The sequence below is a fragment of the Ramlibacter sp. MAHUQ-53 genome (genome assembly GCF_052600055.1).
Genome location: NZ_JBQWTS010000010.1, coordinates 147,043 through 165,455 on the forward strand (window position 1 = coordinate 147,043; position 18,413 = coordinate 165,455).

The following is an 18,413-nucleotide window of genomic DNA, read 5'->3' on the forward strand; positions in this document are numbered from 1 at the left end:
GACAACCCCGACGCCCGCCGGCCTAGATCAGCTTGGCGATGCCTCCGGCCACCAGGCTCAGGATCACCGTGGTGGTCAGCGGGATGAACCACTCCCGCCCGAACAGCTTGAAGCGGAAGTCCCCCGGCAGCTTGCCGAAGCCCAGTTTCTGCAGCAGCGGCGTGAAGCCGCTGATCAGGACCAGGGCCAGGAAGATGACGAGGATCCAGCGGATCATGGCCTGCGCGGTCAGAGGGTGGCGGTGCGGTCGCCGTGGCGGAAGCCGACCGCGTCCCAGAACGCGCCGGCATGCAGGCCGATCACCTTGAACAGCTCGCCCATCTCGTGCTCGTGCACCAGGCGCTGGGCCGCCACGCGCTCCTGCAGCGACGCATCGGCCATGCGCTCGACCAGGCCGCAGTTGATCAGGAAGCGCGCCTGGGTGGTGTAGCCCAGCACGCCCAGCCCCGCCTCCTGCGCCGCCAGCGCGATGCCGGTGAAGTTCACGTGCGCAGTGATGTCCTTCAGGCCCACCTTCACCAGCGGGTCCGGGTCGGCCTGGTGCAGGTGGTGGCACATCAGGGTGCCCATGTGGCGCTGCGGGTGGTAGTACGCGTCCTCGGGGAAACCGTAATCGAGCAGGAAGGCGGCGCCCTGCTTCAGCCGGTCGGCCAGCGTGCGCACGAAGGCCTCGGCCTGCGGGTGGACCTCTGTGAGGTAGTCGTGGCCGCCCTCGATCTCCACCGGCGGGCGCAGCGCGGTGGGGCGGTCCTCCCAGGCGAAGCCATCGCCATCGACGACCACGCCGCGCTCGTGCCAGGTGCCGCCCGCGCGCGCGAGCAGCTTCACCGGCATGGCGTCCAGCACCTCGTTGCCCACGACGATGCCGCGCAGGTCGTCGGGCAGCTCGCCGGCCCACCGGACCCGGCCCGCGTGCGCCGCCAGCGTCTCGCGCTGGCGCTCGCGCAGCGAGCCGGAGAGGTCGACGATGGTGTAGCGCTTCACCCGGTCGCCCAGCGCGCCCAGGAGCTGCGAGGCCAGCGCGCCGGTGCCGGCGCCGAACTCCCAGACCTCGTCGCAGCCGGTGGCGTCCATCGCGTCGGCCACGGCCACGGCCAGGGCCTGGCCGAACAGGGGAGTCATCTCGGGCGCGGTCACGAAGTCGCTGCCGGAGGACGGCATGCGGCCGAACTTGCGGGTCTGGTTGGCGTAGTAGCCCAGGCCCGGGGCGTACAGCGCCTGCGCCATGAAGCGGTCGAAGGGCAGCCAGCCGCCCTCGCGCGCGATCTCCTCGCGCAGGAGCGGGTGCAGGGGGGTCGCTAAACTGGCTGCTTCGATGGACATCACCCCCCGATTGTCGTTGCAATGAATTCCCCCGCCCTGCCCACCGTGCTCGTGACCGGCGCGGCCCGCCGCCTGGGCCGCGAGATGGCCCTGGCGCTGGCCGCCTCGGGCTGGCAGGTCGCCGTGCATTACCGCAACTCCGCCGAGGAGGCGCAGCGCACCGTGGCCGACTGCGAGGTCACCAGCCTGCGCGCCGGCCATGTGGACGCGCGCCACGCCGCCTTCCCCGCCGACCTGGCCGACGAGGCCGCCACCCGCGCCCTGCTGCCCGCGGTGGCGGCGCAGCTCGGGCAGGTGGATGCGGTCGTCAACAGCGCCTCGCTGTTCGAGCACGACCTGCCCGCCACCTTCGGCTACGAGTCGCTCACGCGGCACATCGCCTCCAACGCCGGCGCGCCGGTGCTGCTGGCGCAGGCCCTGCACGACCACCTGGCCCGGCGCGACGCCACCGGCTGCGTGGTGAACATGCTGGACCAGAAGCTGTGGAACCAGAACCCCGACTTCTTCAGCTACACCCTGTCGAAGGCGGCCCTGGAAGCGGCCAACACCATGCTCGCCCTGGCCCTGGCGCCGCGGGTGCGGGTGGTGGGCGTGGCGCCGGGGCTCACGCTCACCAGCCACATGCTGTCCGACGAGAAATTCCAGGCGCTGCACCGCCTCTCGCCCCTGGGCCGCTCCTCCACGCCGCAGGACGTGGTGGCGGCCGTGCAATTCGCGCTGGCCAACACCTCCATCACCGGCACCACGCTGCTGGTCGACGGCGGCCAGCACCTGATGAAGTTCGACCGCGATTTCTCCCTGATGCCATGACCAAGGCCGGCACCCAGATCCTCACCCTCACGGGCCTGCGCTTCGATGCCAACCTCGGCATCCTGGACCACGAGAAGACCGCACCGCAGCCGATCTGCGTGGACGCGGAGCTGAACCTCGGCACGCAGCCCCTGATCCCGCACGACGACGACATCCTGCACGTGCTCGACTACCGCAAGGTGCGCACCATCATCATCGACGAGTGCACCGCCGAACACGTGAACCTGCTCGAGAGCCTGATCGGCAAGCTGGCCGCGCGCCTGATGGACCTGCCCGGCGTGATCGGCGTGCGGGTGAAGATCGCCAAGCTGGAGATCTTCGACGACTGCGAGGTCGCGATCCGCATGGAGACCGGCCAATGGTGACCGCGGCGAACCTGCCCGTGCTCGACGCAGCCGGCCTGCGAACCCTGGCCGAGGCGGCGCGCGGCGCGCCGGCCTGCGCCGCCTGCGGACCCGTCAACGGCAAGCCCGGCTGGGAGGCCGTGCCCGGCACCTTCGACGCCGCCTCCCTGCGCGCGGTGGGCACCCTGCGCCACCCCGACGACGAAGACCCGACGCTGGAGGAGTACCACCCCGCCGGCACGCACGCCTGGTCCCCCGACGCGCCGGTGTCGGTGCGCCACCACCCGTACAACCGCTGCGAGGTCTGGGAGTGCGGCGCCTGCGCCCGCGTCTTCCTGCGCTACACCGAATACGGCGGCTACTACCACGAGCAGCGGATCCGCCCGGTCGACCCGGCGCTGGTGGTGGTCGACTAGGAGGGCCTGCCGGGGAATTCCCCGGGCCCGTGCGGCAGGCCGCGCTCAGGCCCGCCGCGGCCGCACCAGCCAGGCCAGCATCACCGTCCCCAGCACCGCGGCGAGGGCCAGCCCCAGCTGCGAGGCCGGCGGCGCGCCGAACTTCAGCAGCCCGCGCACGCCCGGCACCGTCACGGCCAGCGCCAGCAGCCCGGTGGCCACCGCCGCCACGCCCCAGAACACCGCGAAGTCCCGCCCGAGCAGCGCGCGCATGCCCACGCCGGCGCTGGCGTTGAGCCACACGAGCAGCAGGTTGCCCGCGGTCAGGCCGATGAAGGCCAGGGTGCGGGCCTCGTCGGTGGGCAGCCCCACGTGCAGCCCGTACAGGTAGACGCCCAGCGAGGCCGCCAGCAGGCTGCCGCCCTGCAGCAGGGCCTGCACCAGCAGGGAGCCGCCCACCAGGGGCTCGCCGGCGGGGCGGGGCGGGCGGTCCATCACGCCGCGCTCGGCGGGCGTCTTCTCGAAGGCCAGCGAGCACACCGGGTCGATGATCATCTCGGTCACCACCACGTGCACCGGCAGCATCATGGGCGGCGCCCCCAGCAGCACCGGCAGCAGCGCCAGGCCGGCGATGGGCACGTGGATGGCCATGATGTAGGTCATGACCTTGCGCAGGTTGTCGTAGATGCGCCGGCCCACCCGCACGCCGTCGACGATGTGGCCGAAGTCCTCCTCCAGCAGCACGATGCCCGCCGCCTCGCGGGCGACATCGGTGCCGCGCACGCCCATGGCGATGCCGATGTGCGCGGCCTTCAGCGCCGGCGCGTCGTTCACGCCGTCGCCCGTCATGGCCACGGTCTCGCCGCTGGCGGCCAGGGCCTGCACCAGCCGCAGCTTGTCGGCCGGCGCGACGCGGGCGAACACCCGCACCTCGCGCACCGCCTGCGCCAGGCGGCCGTCGTCCATCTCCCGCAGCTGCGCCCCGGTGAGGGCGCCGGCGGCCGTGTCTAGCCCCGCCTGGCGGGCGATGGCCAGGGCGGTGGCGGCATGGTCGCCGGTGATCATGGCCACGGCGATGCCGGCGCGGCGCGCCTGGGCCACGGCCCCGGGCACGCTGGCGCGCAGCGGGTCCTCGAAGGCGACCAGGCCGAGGAGGGAGAAGTCGTAGTCGTGCGGGTTGTCGGCGAGCGGGCCGCTGGCGTCGCCCTCGGCCACCGCCAGCACGCGCAGGCCCTGGTCGGCCAGCGCCTGCACCCGGGCCTGCAGCGCCGCGGCCTGCTCCGGCTCGAGGTGGCACAGGTCGGCCACCGCCTCGGGCGCGCCCTTGGCGGCGATGCGGGCGGTGCCGTCCTCGCCGGTCCAGACCTGGGACATCGCCAGCAGCTGCGGCGTCAGCGGATACTCCTGCGCCAGCAGCCACTCGGGGTGCAGGTGGCCGGTGCCGGCCAGCGCCTCGTCGCCATGGGCCAGGATGGCGTTGTCCATCGGCTCCACGCCGCCGCGGCGCGAGGCCAGCATGGCGACCTCGAGCAGCCGGCGCACCGGCGGCGGCAGGTCGCCGGCCGCAGCGCCCGCGAGGTCGACATCGGCCTCGTCGGCCACCAGCCGGCGCACGCGCATGCGGTTCTCGGTGAGGGTGCCGGTCTTGTCCACGCACAGCACGGTGCAGGCGCCCAGCGCCTCGATCACCGCCGGCCGCCGCGCCAGCACCTTGACCCGCGCCAGCCGCCACGCGCCCAGCGCGAGGAAGACGGCCAGCGCCATCGGGAACTCCTCCGGCAGCATGGCCATGGCCAGGGCGATGCCGGCCAGCAGGCCCTGCAGCCACTCGCCCTCGCGTAGGCCCCACCACAGCACCAGCAGCAGGCTCAGGCCGAGGCCGCCGGCGGCCAGCCAGCGCACCAGGCGCTGCAGGTGCCGCTGCAGCGGGGTGGCGGCCAGCTCGATCGCGGCCAGCGAGGCGCCGATCTGCCCGACCCGGGTGGCCGCGCCGGTGGCGGTGACCTCGGCCACGCCGTTGCCCCCCACCGCCAGGGTGCTGGCGTAGACCAGCGGCAGGTCGTCCCCGCCCGGCTCGGCGGCCGGCGGGCCGCCCTCGGGCTGCGGCCGCTTGCGCACCGGCACCGACTCGCCCGTGAGCAGGGACTCGTCCACCGACAGCCCCGCGCATTCGCGCAGCACCGCGTCGGCCGCCACGCGCTCGCCCTCGCCCACCAGGAACAGGTCGCCGGGCACCAGCTCGCGCGCCGGAATGCGCCGGACCTCGCCGTCACGCAGCACCCGCACCTGGGGCGCGGCCAGCTCGCGCAGGGCATCGAGCGCGCGCTCGCTGCGGCGCTCCTGGCCCACCACCAGGGCCACCGTCATGACGGCGAAGAAGGACAGCAGCAGCCCCTCGGCCAGGTCGCCCAGGACCAGGTAGATCCCGGCGGCGGCCAGCAGCAGCGCGAACATGGGCTCGGTGGCCACGGCCAGCACGGTGCGGCCGAGGCCGCGGTGCTCGCGGCTTTCCAGGGCATTGGGACCGTGCTGCGCAAGGCGGCGGGCGGCCTCCTGGGAGCTCAGGCCGGTGGGCGCGGTGGGTCGGCTCATGAAGGGGGATCATAGGAGCCGGGAAGGGCGGGAATGAGACAATCAGTCCCATGAGCGCCGTCTGGATCGAGCAAGAGCCCACCCCCCTGTCCCGCGAGCAGAAGATCGAGCGGGAAACCCACAAGCTCGAGAAGCGCCTGTGCCGCCTCATGGGCCAGGCCATCGGCGACTTCAACATGATCGAGGAAGGCGACAAGGTCATGGTCTGCCTGTCCGGCGGCAAGGACAGCTACACGCTGCTGGACATCCTGCTGAAGATGCAGCAGCGCGCGCCGGTGAAGTTCTCCATCGTGGCCGTCAACCTGGACCAGAAGCAGCCCGGCTTCCCGGAGCACGTGCTGCCCGAGTACCTCACGGCCCTGGGCATCCCCTTCCACATCGAGAACCAGGACACCTACTCGATCGTCAAGGACAAGATCCCCGCGGGCAAGACGATGTGCAGCCTGTGTTCGCGGCTGCGCCGGGGCATCCTGTACCGGGTGGCCGACGAACTCGGCGCGACCAAGATCGCCCTGGGCCACCACCGCGACGACATCCTGCAGACCCTGTTCCTGAACATGTTCTTCGGCGGCAAGCTCAAGGGCATGCCGCCCAAGCTGGTGAGCGACGACGGCAGGCACATCGTGATCCGTCCCCTGGCCTACGTGGCCGAGAAGGACCTGGTGCGCTGGGCCGCGCACCGGCAGTTCCCCATCATCCCCTGCACCCTGTGCGGCAGCCAGGAGAACCTGCAGCGCAAGCAGGTCTCGGCCATGCTGCAGGAGTGGGAGAAGAAGCATCCCGGCCGCCTGGACAACATGTTCAACGCGCTGCGCCACGTCGTGCCCTCGCACCTTGCCGACGGAACGCTCTACGACTTCCAGGGTCTGAAAGCCACGGGCGTGGCCAGCGAGGACGGCGACAAGGCCTTCGACGCCGACGAGTTCCCCTCCCCCCCGCCCGGGCTGCCGGGCCTGCAGGTCGTGCCGCTGGCGTCCGGCGACTGACCCGGTTCCCCCATCCCCCAGGAGGTCCCATGAAGCATCCGGTTCCTCGTTCCCTCCTGCTGGCACTCCTCGCCGCCGCCGCCCTGCTCGCCGGCTGCGCCAGCACCTACCGGCTGGAGAACACCGTCCAGTCCTACTCCACGCTGGCGGGGGTGCCGGCGCCGGCGACCTACCGCTACGAGCGCCTGCCCTCGCAGGCCGCGGATCCGTCGCAAACCCGCCTGGAACTCGCCGCCGACGGCGCCCTGGCCCGGGCCGGCCTGCGGCGCGACGACGCCGCCGGGCGCTACGCGGTGCAGGTCTCCAGCCGCGTGCAGCAGGTCATGTCGCCCTATGCCGGCCCGCGCTGGAGCGGCTGGGGCAGCTGGGGCACCTGGAACGGCCGCCGCGGCCTGGGCGTGGGCATGGCCTACCCCTTCTGGGGCTGGGACACCGGCCCGACCTGGTACCAGCGCGAAGTCGGGCTCGTGATGCGCGACGCCACGACCGGCCGGGTCGTCTACGAGACCCACGCCTACAACGACGGCACCTGGGTGCCGCCCGAGACCGCGCTGTCGGCCCTGCTCGACGCCGCCCTCCAGGGCTTCCCCGTGCCCCCCGCCGGGCCGCGCCGGGTCGACATCGAGATCAAGCGCTGAGGCCGCCCCGCGGCGCGGCGAGGCAAAGAAATCCCTGGAAGCTGGCGGACGGCTGCCTAGAATTCCGGGCATGGAAGCCACCCGCATCATTGCCGTCCGACATGGCGAGACGCCCTGGAATGTCGACGCCCGCATCCAGGGGCAGCTCGACATCGGCCTGAACGAGAACGGCCGCTGGCAGGCCCGGCGGGTGGGCGAGGCCCTGGCCACCGAGCCGGTGGCGGCGGTCTACTCCAGCGACCTGCAGCGCGCCTGGCACACCGCCGAACACATCGCCACCGCGGCCCGCGCCCCGGTGGTGCCGGTGCGGGGGCTGCGCGAGCGCTGTTTCGGCTCGTTCGAGGGCAAGACCTTCAAGGAGATCGAGCAGGCCTGGCCCGAGCAGGCGCTGAACTGGCGCAAGCGCATCCCGGACTGGACGCCGCCGGAGGGCGGCGAGTCGCTGATCACCCTGCGCGAACGCGTCAGCCGCACGGTGCACGAGATCGCCGCCCGCCACCTGGGCGAGCTGATCGTGGTGGTGGCCCATGGCGGCGTGCTGGACGCGCTGTACCGCGTGGCCACCGGGCAGGAGGTGAACTCCCCGCGCACCTGGGAGCTGCCCAATGGCGCGATCAACCGGCTGCTGTGGACGCCCGGGGCGCTGTCGGTGGTCGGCTGGTCGGACATCCAGCACCTCGAGGGCGAGGCGCTGGGCGAGAGCAGTTTCTAGGGTGTGTCATCGGGCGGCCGGCCGAGGCCTGTGGCGGCCCCGGCGCGGCGCGCCTGCGGCCTCACCGTTGTGGCATGTCCGCCGCCGAATAGCCGAGGCTGACCGTGGCGTCCGCCGGGATGGCGGGCATCGTCGCGTTCCAGGCCTCCCAGGCCTCGCGCATGCGCGCCAGGCGCTGCGGCTCGCGCTTGCCCAGGTTGGCGCGCTCGCGGGCGTCGGCGCTCACGTCGAACAGGTAGTCGTGGCCGTCCACCCGCAGGTACTTCCAGGGCCCCTCGCGCAAGGCGCGCTGGCCGCGGTGGTTCATGCGCCAGTACATCGGCCGCTCGAAGGTGGCCGAGGGGTCCCGCAGCACGGCGGCGAGGGAGACGCCATCCCAGTCGAAGCCGGGCGCGGGGCGGGCGCCGCCGAGGTCCAGCATCGTGGCCGACCAGTCCATGGTCAGGCAGTGCTGCCCGCTCACCGAGCCGGGCGGGATCACCGCCGGCCAGTGGGCGATCCAGGGCACGCGGATGCCGCCCTCGGTGAGGTCCATCTTGCCGCCCACCAGGGGCCAGTTGTCCGAGAAGCGCTCGCCGCCGTTGTCGCTGGTGAAGACGATCAGCGTGTCCTCCAGCAGGCCCTCGCGGGCCAGCGCCTGCTCCAGCCAGCCGATGCCCTCGTCCATGTGGTGGATCATGCGGCGGTAGGTGTCGATGTTGCCGCCGTCCAGGTGGAACAGGTGGTCCTTCACGCCCTCGGACACATGGGCGTCGTCGCGGGTCTCCCAGGGCCAGTGCGGCGCGGTGTAGTGCAGGCTCAGGAAGAAGGGCGTGCCGCCGCGGGCGCCCTCGGCCATGCGCTCGACATAGTCCACCGCGCGGCGCGAGAGCAGGTCGGTGAGGTAGCCCTCCTCCGAGTGCTCGGCCTCGCCGAAGTACAGGTCGTGCGTGCCGTTGTTGCTGCAGTGGGTGAAGTAGTCCACCCCGCCCGACATCGGGCCGAAGAACTCCTCGTAGCCCGACTTCACCGGGCTGAAGGCCGGCGGGTAGCCCAGGTGCCACTTGCCGATCAGCGCGGTGCGGTAGCCCGCGTCCCGCAGCAGCGACGGCAGGGTGGGATGCGCGGGCGGCAGGCCCAGGGTGGTGCTGCCCTTGCTGCGGCTGTTGATCGGTTCGTCGGCGGCGCCGCGCAGGCGGTACTGCCAGCGCGCGGTGATCATCGCGAAGCGGGTGGGCGAGCACACCGGCGAGTTCGCGTAGCCCTCGGTCAGGCGCAGGCCGCGCGCGGCCAGGCCGTCGAGGACGGGGGAGACCGGGCCGAAGCCGGCGTCGCGCCCGCCGTAGCAGCCCAGGTCGGCGAAGCCGAGGTCGTCGGCGACGATGAAGATGATGTTGGGGCGCTTCATTCGGCCTGCATCCCGGTGGCCTTGACGATGCGGGCGTAGCGCGCGGAGAGGTCGGCCAGGCGCTTGCGCGCGGCGTCGCCGGCCTGGCCCTCGGGGACCAGGTCCAGGCTCGCGAGGCGGGCCTGGATGTCGGGGCGCTGGAGCGCCTCGGCCATGGCCTTGTGCAGGACCTGCACCACGGCGTCGGGCGTGGCGGCGGGGACCATCGCGACGTACAGCACCTCCAGCTCCAGCTCCTTGAGCCCGGCCTCGGCCACGGTGGGCACCTCGGGGAGCAGGCGCGAGCGCTGGCGGCTGGTGACGGCCAGGGGCGTGATCTTGCCGGCCTTGACGTGGGGCAGCATGCCCGGCGAGGCGAGCGCACCCGCCTCCACCTCGCCCGCGAGCAGCGCGGTGACCGCCGGGGTGTTGCCCTTGTACGGGACGTGCTGGATGCGTACGCCCGCCGCGTCCTTGAAGATCTCCAGGGCCAGGTGGCCGGGGCTGCCGCTGCCGGCGTTGCTGAAGTTCAGCGTGCGGACCTTGCCGGCGGCGACCAGGTCCTTCATCGAGCGCCAGCCGGAAGCCGGGGTGGCGCCCACCAGCAGGCCCGAGGAGGCCAGCACCATCACCGGCTTGAGGTCGTCCGCCCGGAACGGCATCGACTTGTAGAGGTGGGGATTGACGGTGAACGTGGTGTCGATGCCGAACAGCACCGTGTGGCCGTCGGCCGGGGCCTTGGCCACCTGGTCGGCGCCGATGTTGCCGGCGGCGCCAGCCTTGTTCTCGACGATGAAGGCCTGCTTGAGCGTGGCCTGCAACGCCTCGGCCATCGAGCGGGCCAGGACATCGGCCGGGCCGCCGGGCGGGAAGTTGTTGATGAATCGCACGGTCTTGGCCGGGTAGGCCTGGGCGCCGGCCAGGCCGGGGGCGAGCGCCAGGGCCAGGACGGCGGCGCCCAGCGCGCGGCGCGAGAGGAGGAGGGAGCGGTGGAAGGTCATGGTCGTCGGGGGCCGGGGGCCGGTTCGGGGTTTGCCGAATTTAGGCAGCGCGCCTTGATTGATCTAATCAACCATCCCCCGGAGTTACCCGAAGCCCGCCGCATGACCGAGCCGACGCCCTCGCACCGCCTGCAGACGATCAACGACCTGCTCCTGTACCGCCTGAATCGCCTGTCGGCCCTGGCCGGGGCGATGGTGGTGCGGCTGTGCGAGGGCGGGCATGGCATCACGCGGCGCGAGTGGGGCGTGGTCGGCCTGCTGTGCGAGCAGGGGCCGATGGCGCCCTCGGCCCTGGCCGAGCGGTTCCAGCTCGATCGGGCGCGCACCTCGCGCATGGTCGGCTCACTGGTCGACAAGGGGCTGGTCCTGCGCGAGGTGCCGCCCGGCAACCGGCGCCAGGCCCTGCTGCGCGCCACGCCCGCCGGCGAGGCGCTCTACGCGCGGCTGATGCCCCAGGTGCAGGAGATCAACCGGCGCGTCCTGGCTGCGCTGTCCGATGCGGAGATGGCCCAGCTCGATGGCTTCATCGGCCGGCTGCAGGCCTCGGCCGACGCGCTGCGGCAGGAACTGGACACGCAGCTGCCGAGGGCGCAGCGGCGCCTGGGCCAGCGGCGCCGGGGCGGCGCGGGCGCGCCGGGCTGACGGCCTGGGCGGCGCGGGCGGCCCTGGGACGCAGGGCGCCCCGGCCACAGGGCTCAGCTCCGGCTCAGCCCCGGCGCAGCCGCACGCCGCCGTCCACCACCGGCTCGCCGTCCTCCTTGGTGAAGGGCGCGAGCGGCCCCACCGGCAGGATCTCGAGCACGGCCTCGGAAGGCCGGCACAGGCGGGTGCCGAGCTCGGTCACCACCACCGGGCGGTTCATCAGGATCGGGTGCCGGACGATCTGGTCCAGCAGCTGGTCGTCGGTCCAGGACGGGTCGCCCAGCCCGAGTTCGGCATAGGGCGTGCCCTTCTCCCGCAGCAGCGCGCGCACCGGCTGGCCGGTGGCCGCGACCAGGGCCTGCAGCGTCTCGCGCGAGGGCGGCGTCTTGAGGTACTCGACCACCACCGGCTCGATGCCGGCATGGCGGATCAGGGCGAGCACGTTGCGCGAGGTGCCGCAGGCGGGGTTGTGGTAGATCGTGACGGTCATGGGGGGTCCTTCCTGGAGGTCTCTCGGTTCGCTGTCATGACGCTGCGGGTGCCACCAGCGCCTGCAGGGCCGCCACGCCCACCGGCGCGCGGGCCTGCCACGGCAGCACGAACAGCCGCTGCGCCAGCCCCTGGCGGATCCGTTCGACCTGCCGCGCCTCGCCCGCCAACCGCGCCTGCAGCAGCGGGTCACGCGGGCCGGCCGCGAGTACCGAGCGATTGAGCACCCAGGCATACGGCTCCACCTGCGCGCGGCGCAGGTCCTCCTGCAAGGCGGCGGCCTGCGACACCGGGGTGGTTTCGGGCAGCGTGACGAGGATCACCTGCGTGTATTGCGGGTCCTGCAGCCGCATCAGCGGCGTGACCACGCGCGCGCCGGTGCGCTCGCCGAGCCCGCGCAGCATCTGGCGGTGGTAGGCGCCGGTGGCATCCATCAGCAGCAGCGAGTGGCCGGTGGGCGCGGTATCAATCACCACGAACGAGCGCGAGGCCTGGGCCACGGTGTGCGAGAAGGCATGGAACACCGCCACCTCCTCGGTGCAGGGGGACTGCAGGTCCTCCAGCAGCAGCGCGCGCTCGTGCGCGTCCAGCCCGCGGCCCCGGGTGGCCATCATCTTGTCGATGTAGCGCTGCGTCTCGGCCTTCGGGTCGATGCGGCTCACCTCCAGCCCCTCGACCGCGCCCGCCAGCGTGAGGCCCAGGTGGGCCGCCGGGTCGGTGGTGGTGAGGTGCACGCGGTGCCCCCGGGCGACCAGGCCCAGCGCCAGCGCCGCGGCGATGGTGGTCTTGCCCACGCCGCCCTTGCCCATGACCATGACCAGCCCCCGGCCCTGTGCGGCCAGCTGGTCGGCCAGCCGGTCCAGCCCGGGCAGGTCCAGGCCGGCGGCCGAGGCGGTGGGCGCGGCGGGCGCGATCGCCCGTGCCGCGTCGTCCCGCAGCAGCGCCCGCAACGCCGGCAGTCCCACCGAGTCGAACGGGCGCAGCGGCACCTCCGCCCGCGGCAGGGCCCGCAAGGGCGCCGGCATCTGCGCGATCGCCGCCTCGCCCTGGCGGGCGATGGCCTGGGCCACCGGGTCGTCCGGCACGCTGGGGCGGAACACGGCGTTGACCACGAGGCACTGGCGCTCCAGCCCCAGCGTGCGCAACTCCTCGCTGGTGCGCGCCGCCTCGGCCAGCGCGCCCGACTCGGGGCGGGCGACCAGGACCACCGTGGTCAGCGCCGGGTCGGTCAGGGCGGCCAGGGCCTGGTTGAAGCGGGCCTCCTGCATCTTCAGGCCGGAGTGCGGGCCGAGGCAGGAGGCGCCGCGGTCGTTGCCGGCCAGGAAGCCGCTCCAGGCCTTGGGCAGGCTCAGCAGGCGCAGGGTGTGGCCGCTGGGGGCCGTGTCGAACACCACGTGGTCGTAGGCGTCGGCGCCGCCGGCCAGCAGGCCGGAGAACTCGTCGAAGGAGGCGATCTCGGTGGTGCAGGCGCCCGAGAGCTGCTCCCGTACCGTCGAACGCTCCTCCTCGGGGGCGTCGGCCATCTGCGCCATCACGCGGCTGCGGTAGTGTTCGGCGGCGGCGTCCGGGTCGATGTTGGCGAGCGAGAGGCGCCCGACCCCGGGTACGGGCACCGGCCGGTTGGACAGCGGCACGCCCAGCATCTCGTCGAGGTTGGAGGCCGCGTCGGTGCTCACGAGGAGGACGCGGCGGCCGGCGTCGGCCAGGGCGATGGCCGTGGCGGTGGACACCGAGGTCTTGCCGACGCCGCCCTTGCCGGTGAAGAAGATGAAGCGCGTGGGGGATTCCAGCCATTGCATGGTGCGAGGCTCCGGTAGTCAGGAGGGGCCGACCGGCTCGTCACGGGCGATGCGCCCGTCCACCAGCTCGATCAGGCGGTCGCAGCGCGCCGCCAGCCGCGGGTCGTGCGTGACCACGATGAACGAGGTGCCCCGCTCGGCATGCATGCGTCGCAGCAGCGCGAAGACATCGTCCGAGGTGGCGGTGTCCAGGTTCCCGGTGGGCTCGTCGGCCAGCACCAGCGCCGGCTGCAGGATCAGCGCACGGGCGATGGCCACCCGCTGCTGCATACCGCCGGAGAGCTCCAGCGGCCGCTTGTCCATGGCGTGGGACAGGCCCACGGCGGCGAGCAGCTCGCGCGCCTGCGCCAGGCGCTGCGGCGTGACGCGGCCCTCGGCGGCGAGCGCGGGCAGGGTCACGTTCTCCAGCGCGGTGAAGGCGTGCAGCAGGTGGTGGAACTGGAACACGAAACCCAGCGTGCGCTGGCGGCGCAGGGTGAGCGCGTCGTCATGGAGCGCGGACACGGACTGCCCCTGCAGGACATAGTCCCCCGAGGTCGGGCGCTCGAGCAGGCCGATGATGTTCAGGAGCGTGCTCTTGCCCGAGCCGGAGGGCCCGACCAGGGCGGCGAACTCGCCCTCGTCGATGCGCAGGTCCAGGCCGTGCAGCACCTCGGTCTCGCTCGGCAGGCCGAGGTTGTAGGACTTGCCCAGGCGGTGCAGCTCGATCAGGGGGCGGGCCATCGGGTCCTCACAGCCGGATTGCCTGCGCCGGGTCCATCGCCGCGGCGCGGCGCGCCGGCATGATGGCGGCGAGCACGCCGCACACCAGGGCCAGGGCCGCCACCTGCACGGCGGTGCGCGGGGGCAGGGTCACGAAGAACAGCGGCTGGCCGTCCGAGCCGCGCACGAAGTTCGTGAAGGCCCAGATCATGACGACCGCCAGCACGATCCCCAGCGCCGAGCCCAGGGCGGCCACCATCGCGCCCTGCACCAGGAAGACCCGCTGCATCTGCCCGCGGGTGGCTCCCATGGCGCGCAGGATGCCGATCTCGCGGCGCTTCTGCACCACCGAGACCACCAGCACGCTGGCGATGCCCAGCACCACCACCGCCGCGACCACGACGCGGATCAGGGTGGTGCTGACGGTCTGCGCGTTGAGCGCGGAAACGAGCTGGGCGTTGCTCTCCTGCCAGCTCTCGATCTTGTACGGGTGGCGCTGGCGCAGGGCGTCGGTGACCCCCTGCGCGGCCCACACGTCGCGCAGCGCGAGGTCCAGGCCGGTGGCGCCGCCGGGCAGCGCGAACAGGGCCTGCGCGGTGCGCAGCGGCACGATGGCGGTGCGGCGATTGAGGTCGCGCAGGCCGAGGTCCACCAGGGCGGTGATGCGCACCGAGTCGTTCGTGGAGGCCGTCTGCAGGGTGAGGCGGTCGCCCACCTGCAGGCCCAGGTCGATGGCCAGCTCGCGGCCGAGGATGGCGTCGCCCGGCTCCAGGCGCGCGGCACCGGCCACCACCTTGCTTCGCAGGCTGACCAGGCGGTCGTAGCGATCGAGCTCGACGCCGGTCACCGCCACCGCCAGGCTGGCCTCGCCGCGCAGCGCCAGCCCGCTGCCGGACACCAGCGGCGAGACGGTGGCAATGGCCGGGTCGGCCTCGAGTAGCGGCACCAGCGCCTGCCAGTTGGCGACGGAGCGCAGGCGCTGGGCCCGGGCCTGCGTCTGCGTGAGCGCGGTGGCCTGCGGCGGCAGGGCCAGTGCCGGGGTGACGCGCTCGTCGGGCGCGCGCAGGGTGACATGGGCCTGCGCGCCCAGGGTCTTGGACAGGGTGTTGCCCTGCAGGCCCTCGACCAGGGCGGAGATGTAGGCGATGACGGCCACGCCCGCAGCGACGCCGACGACGATCAGCAGGGTCTGCATGCGGCCCTCGCGCAGGAAGCGCATCGCCACCCGCCATTCGAAGCCGAGGCCGAACCCCATGCCGCCTCAGCGCCCCATGGCGCTGCTGAGGGCGCGCCCCATCTCGCCGGGCGTGTCGATGCGCGGGATGCCGGCCGTTCCCTGCGGCTGCCAGGCCCTGGCCTGGGGCCGCACGCGCTGGCCGGCCTCGACGTCGGCGCCGAGCAGTACCAGGTCGCCGGCCGCCAGGCCCTGCACCACCTCGGCGGCCTCCAGGGTGCGCAGCCCGAGCTGCACCGTCCGCAGCTCGGCCCGGCCGTCACGCGCCACCAGCACCGACTGCGTCCCGCGCAGGGCGGACAGCGGGATCACCAGCGCCTGCTCGCGCGCGCCGGTCTGCACCTCGACCGAGACGGTGAGGTCCTCGCGCAGGAACGCCGGCGGCGGGCCCTCCAGGGCGAACTTGACCTCCACCGCGCCACGCTGCGCGTCGACCGCGGGCGACAGCGAGATCACGCGCGCGGCGAAACGCTGGCCGGGGAAGGCGTCGGCCACGACCTGCGCCGGCTGCCCCACCTGGAGCTGCTCGAGGAAGCGCTCGTCGACCGGGGCCACCAGCTGCGTGGGGCCGGCCAGGGCCAGCGAGAGCAGCGCGCGGCCGGCCTGCACGATCTGGCCGGGCTCGACGTTGCGCACCAGCACCCGCGCGGCGCGCGGGGCGAGGATGCGGGCCTGGCCGAGCCGGGCCTGGGCCGCCTGGGCCGCGGCGGCGGCGGCCTCGCGCTGGGCCAGGGCGACATCGACGGCGCGGCGCGCGTCGTCATTGCGCGAGGCGCTGAGGAAGCCCTGGGCCACCAGCGCCTGGGCGCGTTCGAGTTCGGCGCGGGCATTGCGCAGCGTAGCCTCGGCCTGGACCTCGGTGGCCCGGGCCTGCAGCCAGGTGGCGCGCAGTTCGTCCGACTCCAGCTCGATCAGGGGCTGGCCGGCGCGCACCGTGTCGCCCTGCACCACCAGCACCCGGGCCACGCGGCCGGTGACGGTGGCGCCGACGTCCACGCGCGAGAGCGTGGCCACGCGGGCCGAGAACTGCAGGGTGCGCACCAGCGGCGCGGACTGCACCTGCAGGGCCGGTGACAGCGGCGGTCGCAGCGCCATCACGCCCCCGGCGGCGAGGGCGGCGGCCAGCACCGCCAGCCCGGCGATCCAGGCCCACCTGCGTGAGGGAGTGGTCTGCGGGCCGGCCACCGGGTCAGGCCCCGTCGGCGAAGAGCCCGCCGGCGGCGGCGGGGGGCGCCACGCCGAGGTGGCGGAAGGCGGCCAGCGTGGCCACCCGGCCGCGCGGGGTGCGTTGCAGGTAGCCCTGCTGGATCAGGTAGGGCTCGATCACGTCCTCGATGGTGCCGGACTCCTCGCCGATGCTGGCGGCGATGTTGTCCAGGCCCACCGGGCCGCCGTCGAAGCGGTGCACCACCGCCTCGAGCAGCTTGCGGTCCATCACGTCGAAGCCCTGCGGGTCGACATCGAGCATGGCCAGCGCCTTCTGCGCGATGTCCTGGGTGATGCGGCCGTTGCCCTTGACCTCGGCGTAGTCGCGCACGCGCCGCAACAGCCGGTTGGCGATGCGGGGCGTGCCGCGCGAGCGGCGGGCGATCTCCATGCCGCCCTCCGGGTCCATCGGCGCGCCGAGCAGGCCGGCGCTACGCTGGACGATGCGGGCGAGTTCGTCCGCGGTGTAGAACTCCAGCCGCGCCACGATGCCGAAGCGGTCACGCAGGGGGTTGGTCAGCATGCCGGCGCGGGTGGTGGCGCCCACCAGGGTGAAGGGCTGCAGGTCCAGCTTGATCGAGCGTGCGGCGGGGCCCTCGCCGATCATGATGTCGATCTGGTAGTCCTCCAGCGCGGGGTAGAGGATCTCCTCCACCACCGGGGAGAGGCGGTGGATCTCGTCGATGAACAGGACGTCGTTCTTCTCGAGGTTGGTCAGGAGGGCCGCCAGGTCCTTGGGCTTCTCCAGGACCGGCCCGGAGGTCTGGCGCAGGTTCACGCCCAGCTCGTGGGCGATGATGTGCGAGAGGGTGGTCTTGCCCAGGCCCGGCGGGCCGAACAGCAGCACATGGTCCAGCGCCTCGCCACGGCGGGCTGCCGCGCCGATGAAGATCTCCAGCTGCTCGCGCGTGCGGGCCTGGCCGACGTATTCCTGCAGCAGCTTGGGCCGCAGGGCCCGCTCGATCGCCTCCTCGGCGGGCGAAGCCGGCGCGGCGGAAACCACGCGCTTGGCGGGCGGAGGCGCGAAATCGTCGGTGTGGATCGTCATTTCAGGATGGATGGTACCGCCGGCCCCACCCCACCCCGCTTGCTCGGCCTCAAGTGCCGGGCACGTCGCCCAGGTAGGGCCGCAGCGCGGGGTACTCCCGGTCGATGCGGCCGTAGAAGTCGTTGCGGCCCGGGTCCGCGCAGCTGGCCAGGCCCGCGAACAGGTGGCCGGCCACGTAGCGCCGGCCGCCCGCCGCGACGAAGGCGGCCGAGCCGCTGCTGCCGCTCTCGGTGGTGCCGACGCGCCACCCCAGGGACAGGTAGTTGCCCTCGGTGCCCGCGACCGTGGAGCAGCGGGTGCCGTCGCAGTCGGCGTACGACTGCACCGAGCCGACGCTGAGCTTGAGGAGGTCGCCGCCCGCGTGGTGCAGGCTGGCCACCTCGGAGCCGACCGCCACCGGCCCGAGCAGCACGCCGGCATGGACCACGCCGGCCGGCAGCGACTGCTCCAGGCGCAGGAAGGCGGTGTCGGTGGCGGCGTTCGCGTGCAGCAGCGTGGCGCCGCCGTGCCGCTGGGTGGCCGCCGGGTCGAGGCGGTCGCTGCCGCAGGCGGCGGCGCGGTAGAACCAGTAAGTGGAGGCGGTCGAGGCCGCCGCCTGGCTGCCGATGCAGTGGTTGGCATTGAGCATCCAGGGCGTGCCGGTGGCCGCGACATCGGCCAGCAGCGTGCCGGTGCAGACGAAGGCCTGGCCATCCTCGATGAACTCGAGCCGCGCCACCGAGCGCTGGTCGGACTCGTAGGCGGGCGAGCAGGCGGCGTCGGCGTTGCAGGTGCCGGCCTCGCCGACCTTCAGCGCCGCGGCGCGGGTGACGGCGGCATGGGTCCACCACAGGTGGGCCGCCTCCGGGACCGCGAGCGCCAGGTCCGCCGGGGTGCTGCCCGCCGGCAGGGTGACCTGCAGCAGGGCCTCCTCGCCGGCCACCGCCGGCAGCCAGTAGCGGCGGCCGGCGACGCCCGCGGCGGCGTCACGCGCCAGGGCGGCGAGCACCTGCCCGCCCGCCACGGCCTGCGCCGGGCCCTGCGCCCCGGCCACCCGCAGCACCGCGCCGGCGGGCAGCCGCTCGACGCGCAGCGCCAGCGGCAGGCCGGCCGCGCCGGGGGAGCGCACCCGCAGGGCCGCGGCCTG

The 18,413-nt window shown here is 73.5% G+C and carries 19 protein-coding genes; 7 read left to right on the forward strand and 12 right to left on the reverse strand.

Translation table 11 applies throughout. The annotated features are described in order from the left end of the window. Window positions 1-22: 22 nt before the first annotated feature. Window positions 23-217, reverse strand: a complete 195-nt coding sequence (locus ACT80S_RS15735; protein ID WP_377417523.1) for a DUF2905 domain-containing protein — start codon at window positions 215-217, stop codon at window positions 23-25. Window positions 218-228: 11 nt separating this feature from the next. Then, on the reverse strand, window positions 229-1,323 hold the full coding sequence (locus tag ACT80S_RS15740; RefSeq protein ID WP_377417525.1) for a class I SAM-dependent methyltransferase: 1,095 nt from the start codon (window positions 1,321-1,323) through the stop codon (window positions 229-231). Window positions 1,324-1,344: 21 nt separating this feature from the next. Between ACT80S_RS15740 and ACT80S_RS15745 the strand changes: the two genes are divergently transcribed. From ACT80S_RS15745 to ACT80S_RS15755, 3 genes are read left to right on the forward strand one after another with little or no spacing between them, the layout of a single operon-like run. Next, window positions 1,345-2,133 (forward strand): SDR family oxidoreductase, encoded by a 789-nt coding sequence (locus ACT80S_RS15745; protein ID WP_377417527.1) that lies wholly within the window; start codon window positions 1,345-1,347, stop codon window positions 2,131-2,133. Beyond that, the gene (locus ACT80S_RS15750; RefSeq protein ID WP_377417529.1) at window positions 2,130-2,498 is read left to right on the forward strand and encodes a dihydroneopterin aldolase; all 369 of its coding nucleotides are present in this window, start codon (window positions 2,130-2,132) and stop codon (window positions 2,496-2,498) included. The genes ACT80S_RS15745 and ACT80S_RS15750 overlap by 4 nt, the downstream gene beginning before the upstream one ends. Beyond that, a complete protein-coding gene (locus ACT80S_RS15755; protein ID WP_377417531.1) occupies window positions 2,495-2,893 on the forward strand; it encodes a hypothetical protein in 399 nt (132 codons plus the stop codon). The genes ACT80S_RS15750 and ACT80S_RS15755 overlap by 4 nt, the downstream gene beginning before the upstream one ends. Window positions 2,894-2,938: 45 nt before the next feature. Here ACT80S_RS15755 and ACT80S_RS15760 read toward each other — a convergent pair whose 3' ends face one another. Further along, entirely contained in the window at window positions 2,939-5,464 is a 2,526-nt protein-coding gene (locus ACT80S_RS15760) for a cation-translocating P-type ATPase (protein WP_377417533.1), read from the reverse strand. Between the two features lie 50 nt (window positions 5,465-5,514). Here ACT80S_RS15760 and ttcA point away from each other — a divergent pair, with 50 nt between their 5' ends. The 3 genes from ttcA to ACT80S_RS15775 all read left to right on the forward strand — a co-directional run bounded on the left by ttcA (window position 5,515) and on the right by ACT80S_RS15775 (window position 7,800). Then, window positions 5,515-6,450 (forward strand): tRNA 2-thiocytidine(32) synthetase TtcA, encoded by a 936-nt coding sequence (gene ttcA, locus ACT80S_RS15765; protein WP_377417535.1) that lies wholly within the window; start codon window positions 5,515-5,517, stop codon window positions 6,448-6,450. 29 nt (window positions 6,451-6,479) lie between these two features. Further along, window positions 6,480-7,088, forward strand: coding sequence for a DUF4136 domain-containing protein (locus ACT80S_RS15770; RefSeq protein ID WP_377417537.1), 609 nt, complete (start codon window positions 6,480-6,482; stop codon window positions 7,086-7,088). A 70-nt stretch (window positions 7,089-7,158) separates the two neighbouring features. Continuing rightward, on the forward strand, window positions 7,159-7,800 hold the full coding sequence (locus ACT80S_RS15775; RefSeq protein WP_377417539.1) for a histidine phosphatase family protein: 642 nt from the start codon (window positions 7,159-7,161) through the stop codon (window positions 7,798-7,800). A 61-nt stretch (window positions 7,801-7,861) separates the two neighbouring features. Here the strand turns inward: ACT80S_RS15775 and ACT80S_RS15780 are convergent, their stop codons facing one another. Together ACT80S_RS15780 and ACT80S_RS15785 are read right to left on the reverse strand one after the other, a co-directional pair. Then, entirely contained in the window at window positions 7,862-9,187 is a 1,326-nt protein-coding gene (locus tag ACT80S_RS15780; protein ID WP_377417541.1) for a sulfatase family protein, read from the reverse strand. Further along, entirely contained in the window at window positions 9,184-10,167 is a 984-nt protein-coding gene (locus tag ACT80S_RS15785; protein ID WP_377417543.1) for a tripartite tricarboxylate transporter substrate binding protein, read from the reverse strand. The genes ACT80S_RS15780 and ACT80S_RS15785 overlap by 4 nt, the downstream gene beginning before the upstream one ends. Before the next feature lie 102 nt (window positions 10,168-10,269). Between ACT80S_RS15785 and ACT80S_RS15790 the strand changes: the two genes are divergently transcribed. Further along, window positions 10,270-10,809 (forward strand): MarR family winged helix-turn-helix transcriptional regulator, encoded by a 540-nt coding sequence (locus tag ACT80S_RS15790; RefSeq protein ID WP_377417545.1) that lies wholly within the window; start codon window positions 10,270-10,272, stop codon window positions 10,807-10,809. Between the two features lie 64 nt (window positions 10,810-10,873). Here ACT80S_RS15790 and arsC read toward each other — a convergent pair whose 3' ends face one another. The 7 genes from arsC to ACT80S_RS15825 all read right to left on the reverse strand — a co-directional run. Beyond that, the gene (gene arsC, locus ACT80S_RS15795) at window positions 10,874-11,299 is read right to left on the reverse strand and encodes an arsenate reductase (glutaredoxin) (protein WP_377417547.1); all 426 of its coding nucleotides are present in this window, start codon (window positions 11,297-11,299) and stop codon (window positions 10,874-10,876) included. 34 nt (window positions 11,300-11,333) lie between these two features. Continuing rightward, window positions 11,334-13,097, reverse strand: a complete 1,764-nt coding sequence (arsA, locus tag ACT80S_RS15800) for an arsenical pump-driving ATPase (protein ID WP_377417549.1) — start codon at window positions 13,095-13,097, stop codon at window positions 11,334-11,336. An 18-nt stretch (window positions 13,098-13,115) separates the two neighbouring features. Next, window positions 13,116-13,820, reverse strand: coding sequence for an ABC transporter ATP-binding protein (locus tag ACT80S_RS15805; protein ID WP_377417551.1), 705 nt, complete (start codon window positions 13,818-13,820; stop codon window positions 13,116-13,118). A 7-nt stretch (window positions 13,821-13,827) separates the two neighbouring features. After that, window positions 13,828-15,054, reverse strand: coding sequence for an ABC transporter permease (locus ACT80S_RS15810; RefSeq protein WP_377417553.1), 1,227 nt, complete (start codon window positions 15,052-15,054; stop codon window positions 13,828-13,830). Window positions 15,055-15,060: 6 nt separating this feature from the next. Continuing rightward, a complete protein-coding gene (locus ACT80S_RS15815; protein WP_377417555.1) occupies window positions 15,061-16,218 on the reverse strand; it encodes an efflux RND transporter periplasmic adaptor subunit in 1,158 nt (385 codons plus the stop codon). A 4-nt stretch (window positions 16,219-16,222) separates the two neighbouring features. Continuing rightward, entirely contained in the window at window positions 16,223-17,287 is a 1,065-nt protein-coding gene (gene ruvB / locus ACT80S_RS15820; protein ID WP_377417557.1) for a Holliday junction branch migration DNA helicase RuvB, read from the reverse strand. Window positions 17,288-17,336: 49 nt separating this feature from the next. Continuing rightward, window positions 17,337-18,413 (reverse strand): trypsin-like serine peptidase (locus tag ACT80S_RS15825; RefSeq protein WP_377417559.1); only part of this gene is annotated, 1,077 nt, incomplete at its 5' end.

Coding starts and splice junctions, on each gene's coding strand:
- ACT80S_RS15735 (WP_377417523.1), bottom strand. CDS start 217: ATGATCCGCTGGATCCTCGTCATCTTCCTGGCCCTGGTCCTGATCAGC.
- ACT80S_RS15740 (WP_377417525.1), bottom strand. CDS start 1,323: ATGTCCATCGAAGCAGCCAGTTTAGCGACCCCCCTGCACCCGCTCCTG.
- ACT80S_RS15745 (WP_377417527.1), top strand. CDS start 1,345: ATGAATTCCCCCGCCCTGCCCACCGTGCTCGTGACCGGCGCGGCCCGC.
- ACT80S_RS15750 (WP_377417529.1), top strand. CDS start 2,130: ATGACCAAGGCCGGCACCCAGATCCTCACCCTCACGGGCCTGCGCTTC.
- ACT80S_RS15760 (WP_377417533.1), bottom strand. CDS start 5,464: ATGAGCCGACCCACCGCGCCCACCGGCCTGAGCTCCCAGGAGGCCGCC.
- ttcA (WP_377417535.1), top strand. CDS start 5,515: ATGAGCGCCGTCTGGATCGAGCAAGAGCCCACCCCCCTGTCCCGCGAG.
- ACT80S_RS15770 (WP_377417537.1), top strand. CDS start 6,480: ATGAAGCATCCGGTTCCTCGTTCCCTCCTGCTGGCACTCCTCGCCGCC.
- ACT80S_RS15775 (WP_377417539.1), top strand. CDS start 7,159: ATGGAAGCCACCCGCATCATTGCCGTCCGACATGGCGAGACGCCCTGG.
- ACT80S_RS15780 (WP_377417541.1), bottom strand. CDS start 9,187: ATGAAGCGCCCCAACATCATCTTCATCGTCGCCGACGACCTCGGCTTC.
- ACT80S_RS15785 (WP_377417543.1), bottom strand. CDS start 10,167: ATGACCTTCCACCGCTCCCTCCTCCTCTCGCGCCGCGCGCTGGGCGCC.
- ACT80S_RS15790 (WP_377417545.1), top strand. CDS start 10,270: ATGACCGAGCCGACGCCCTCGCACCGCCTGCAGACGATCAACGACCTG.
- arsC (WP_377417547.1), bottom strand. CDS start 11,299: ATGACCGTCACGATCTACCACAACCCCGCCTGCGGCACCTCGCGCAAC.
- arsA (WP_377417549.1), bottom strand. CDS start 13,097: ATGCAATGGCTGGAATCCCCCACGCGCTTCATCTTCTTCACCGGCAAG.
- ACT80S_RS15805 (WP_377417551.1), bottom strand. CDS start 13,820: ATGGCCCGCCCCCTGATCGAGCTGCACCGCCTGGGCAAGTCCTACAAC.
- ACT80S_RS15810 (WP_377417553.1), bottom strand. CDS start 15,054: ATGGGGTTCGGCCTCGGCTTCGAATGGCGGGTGGCGATGCGCTTCCTG.
- ruvB (WP_377417557.1), bottom strand. CDS start 17,287: ATGACGATCCACACCGACGATTTCGCGCCTCCGCCCGCCAAGCGCGTG.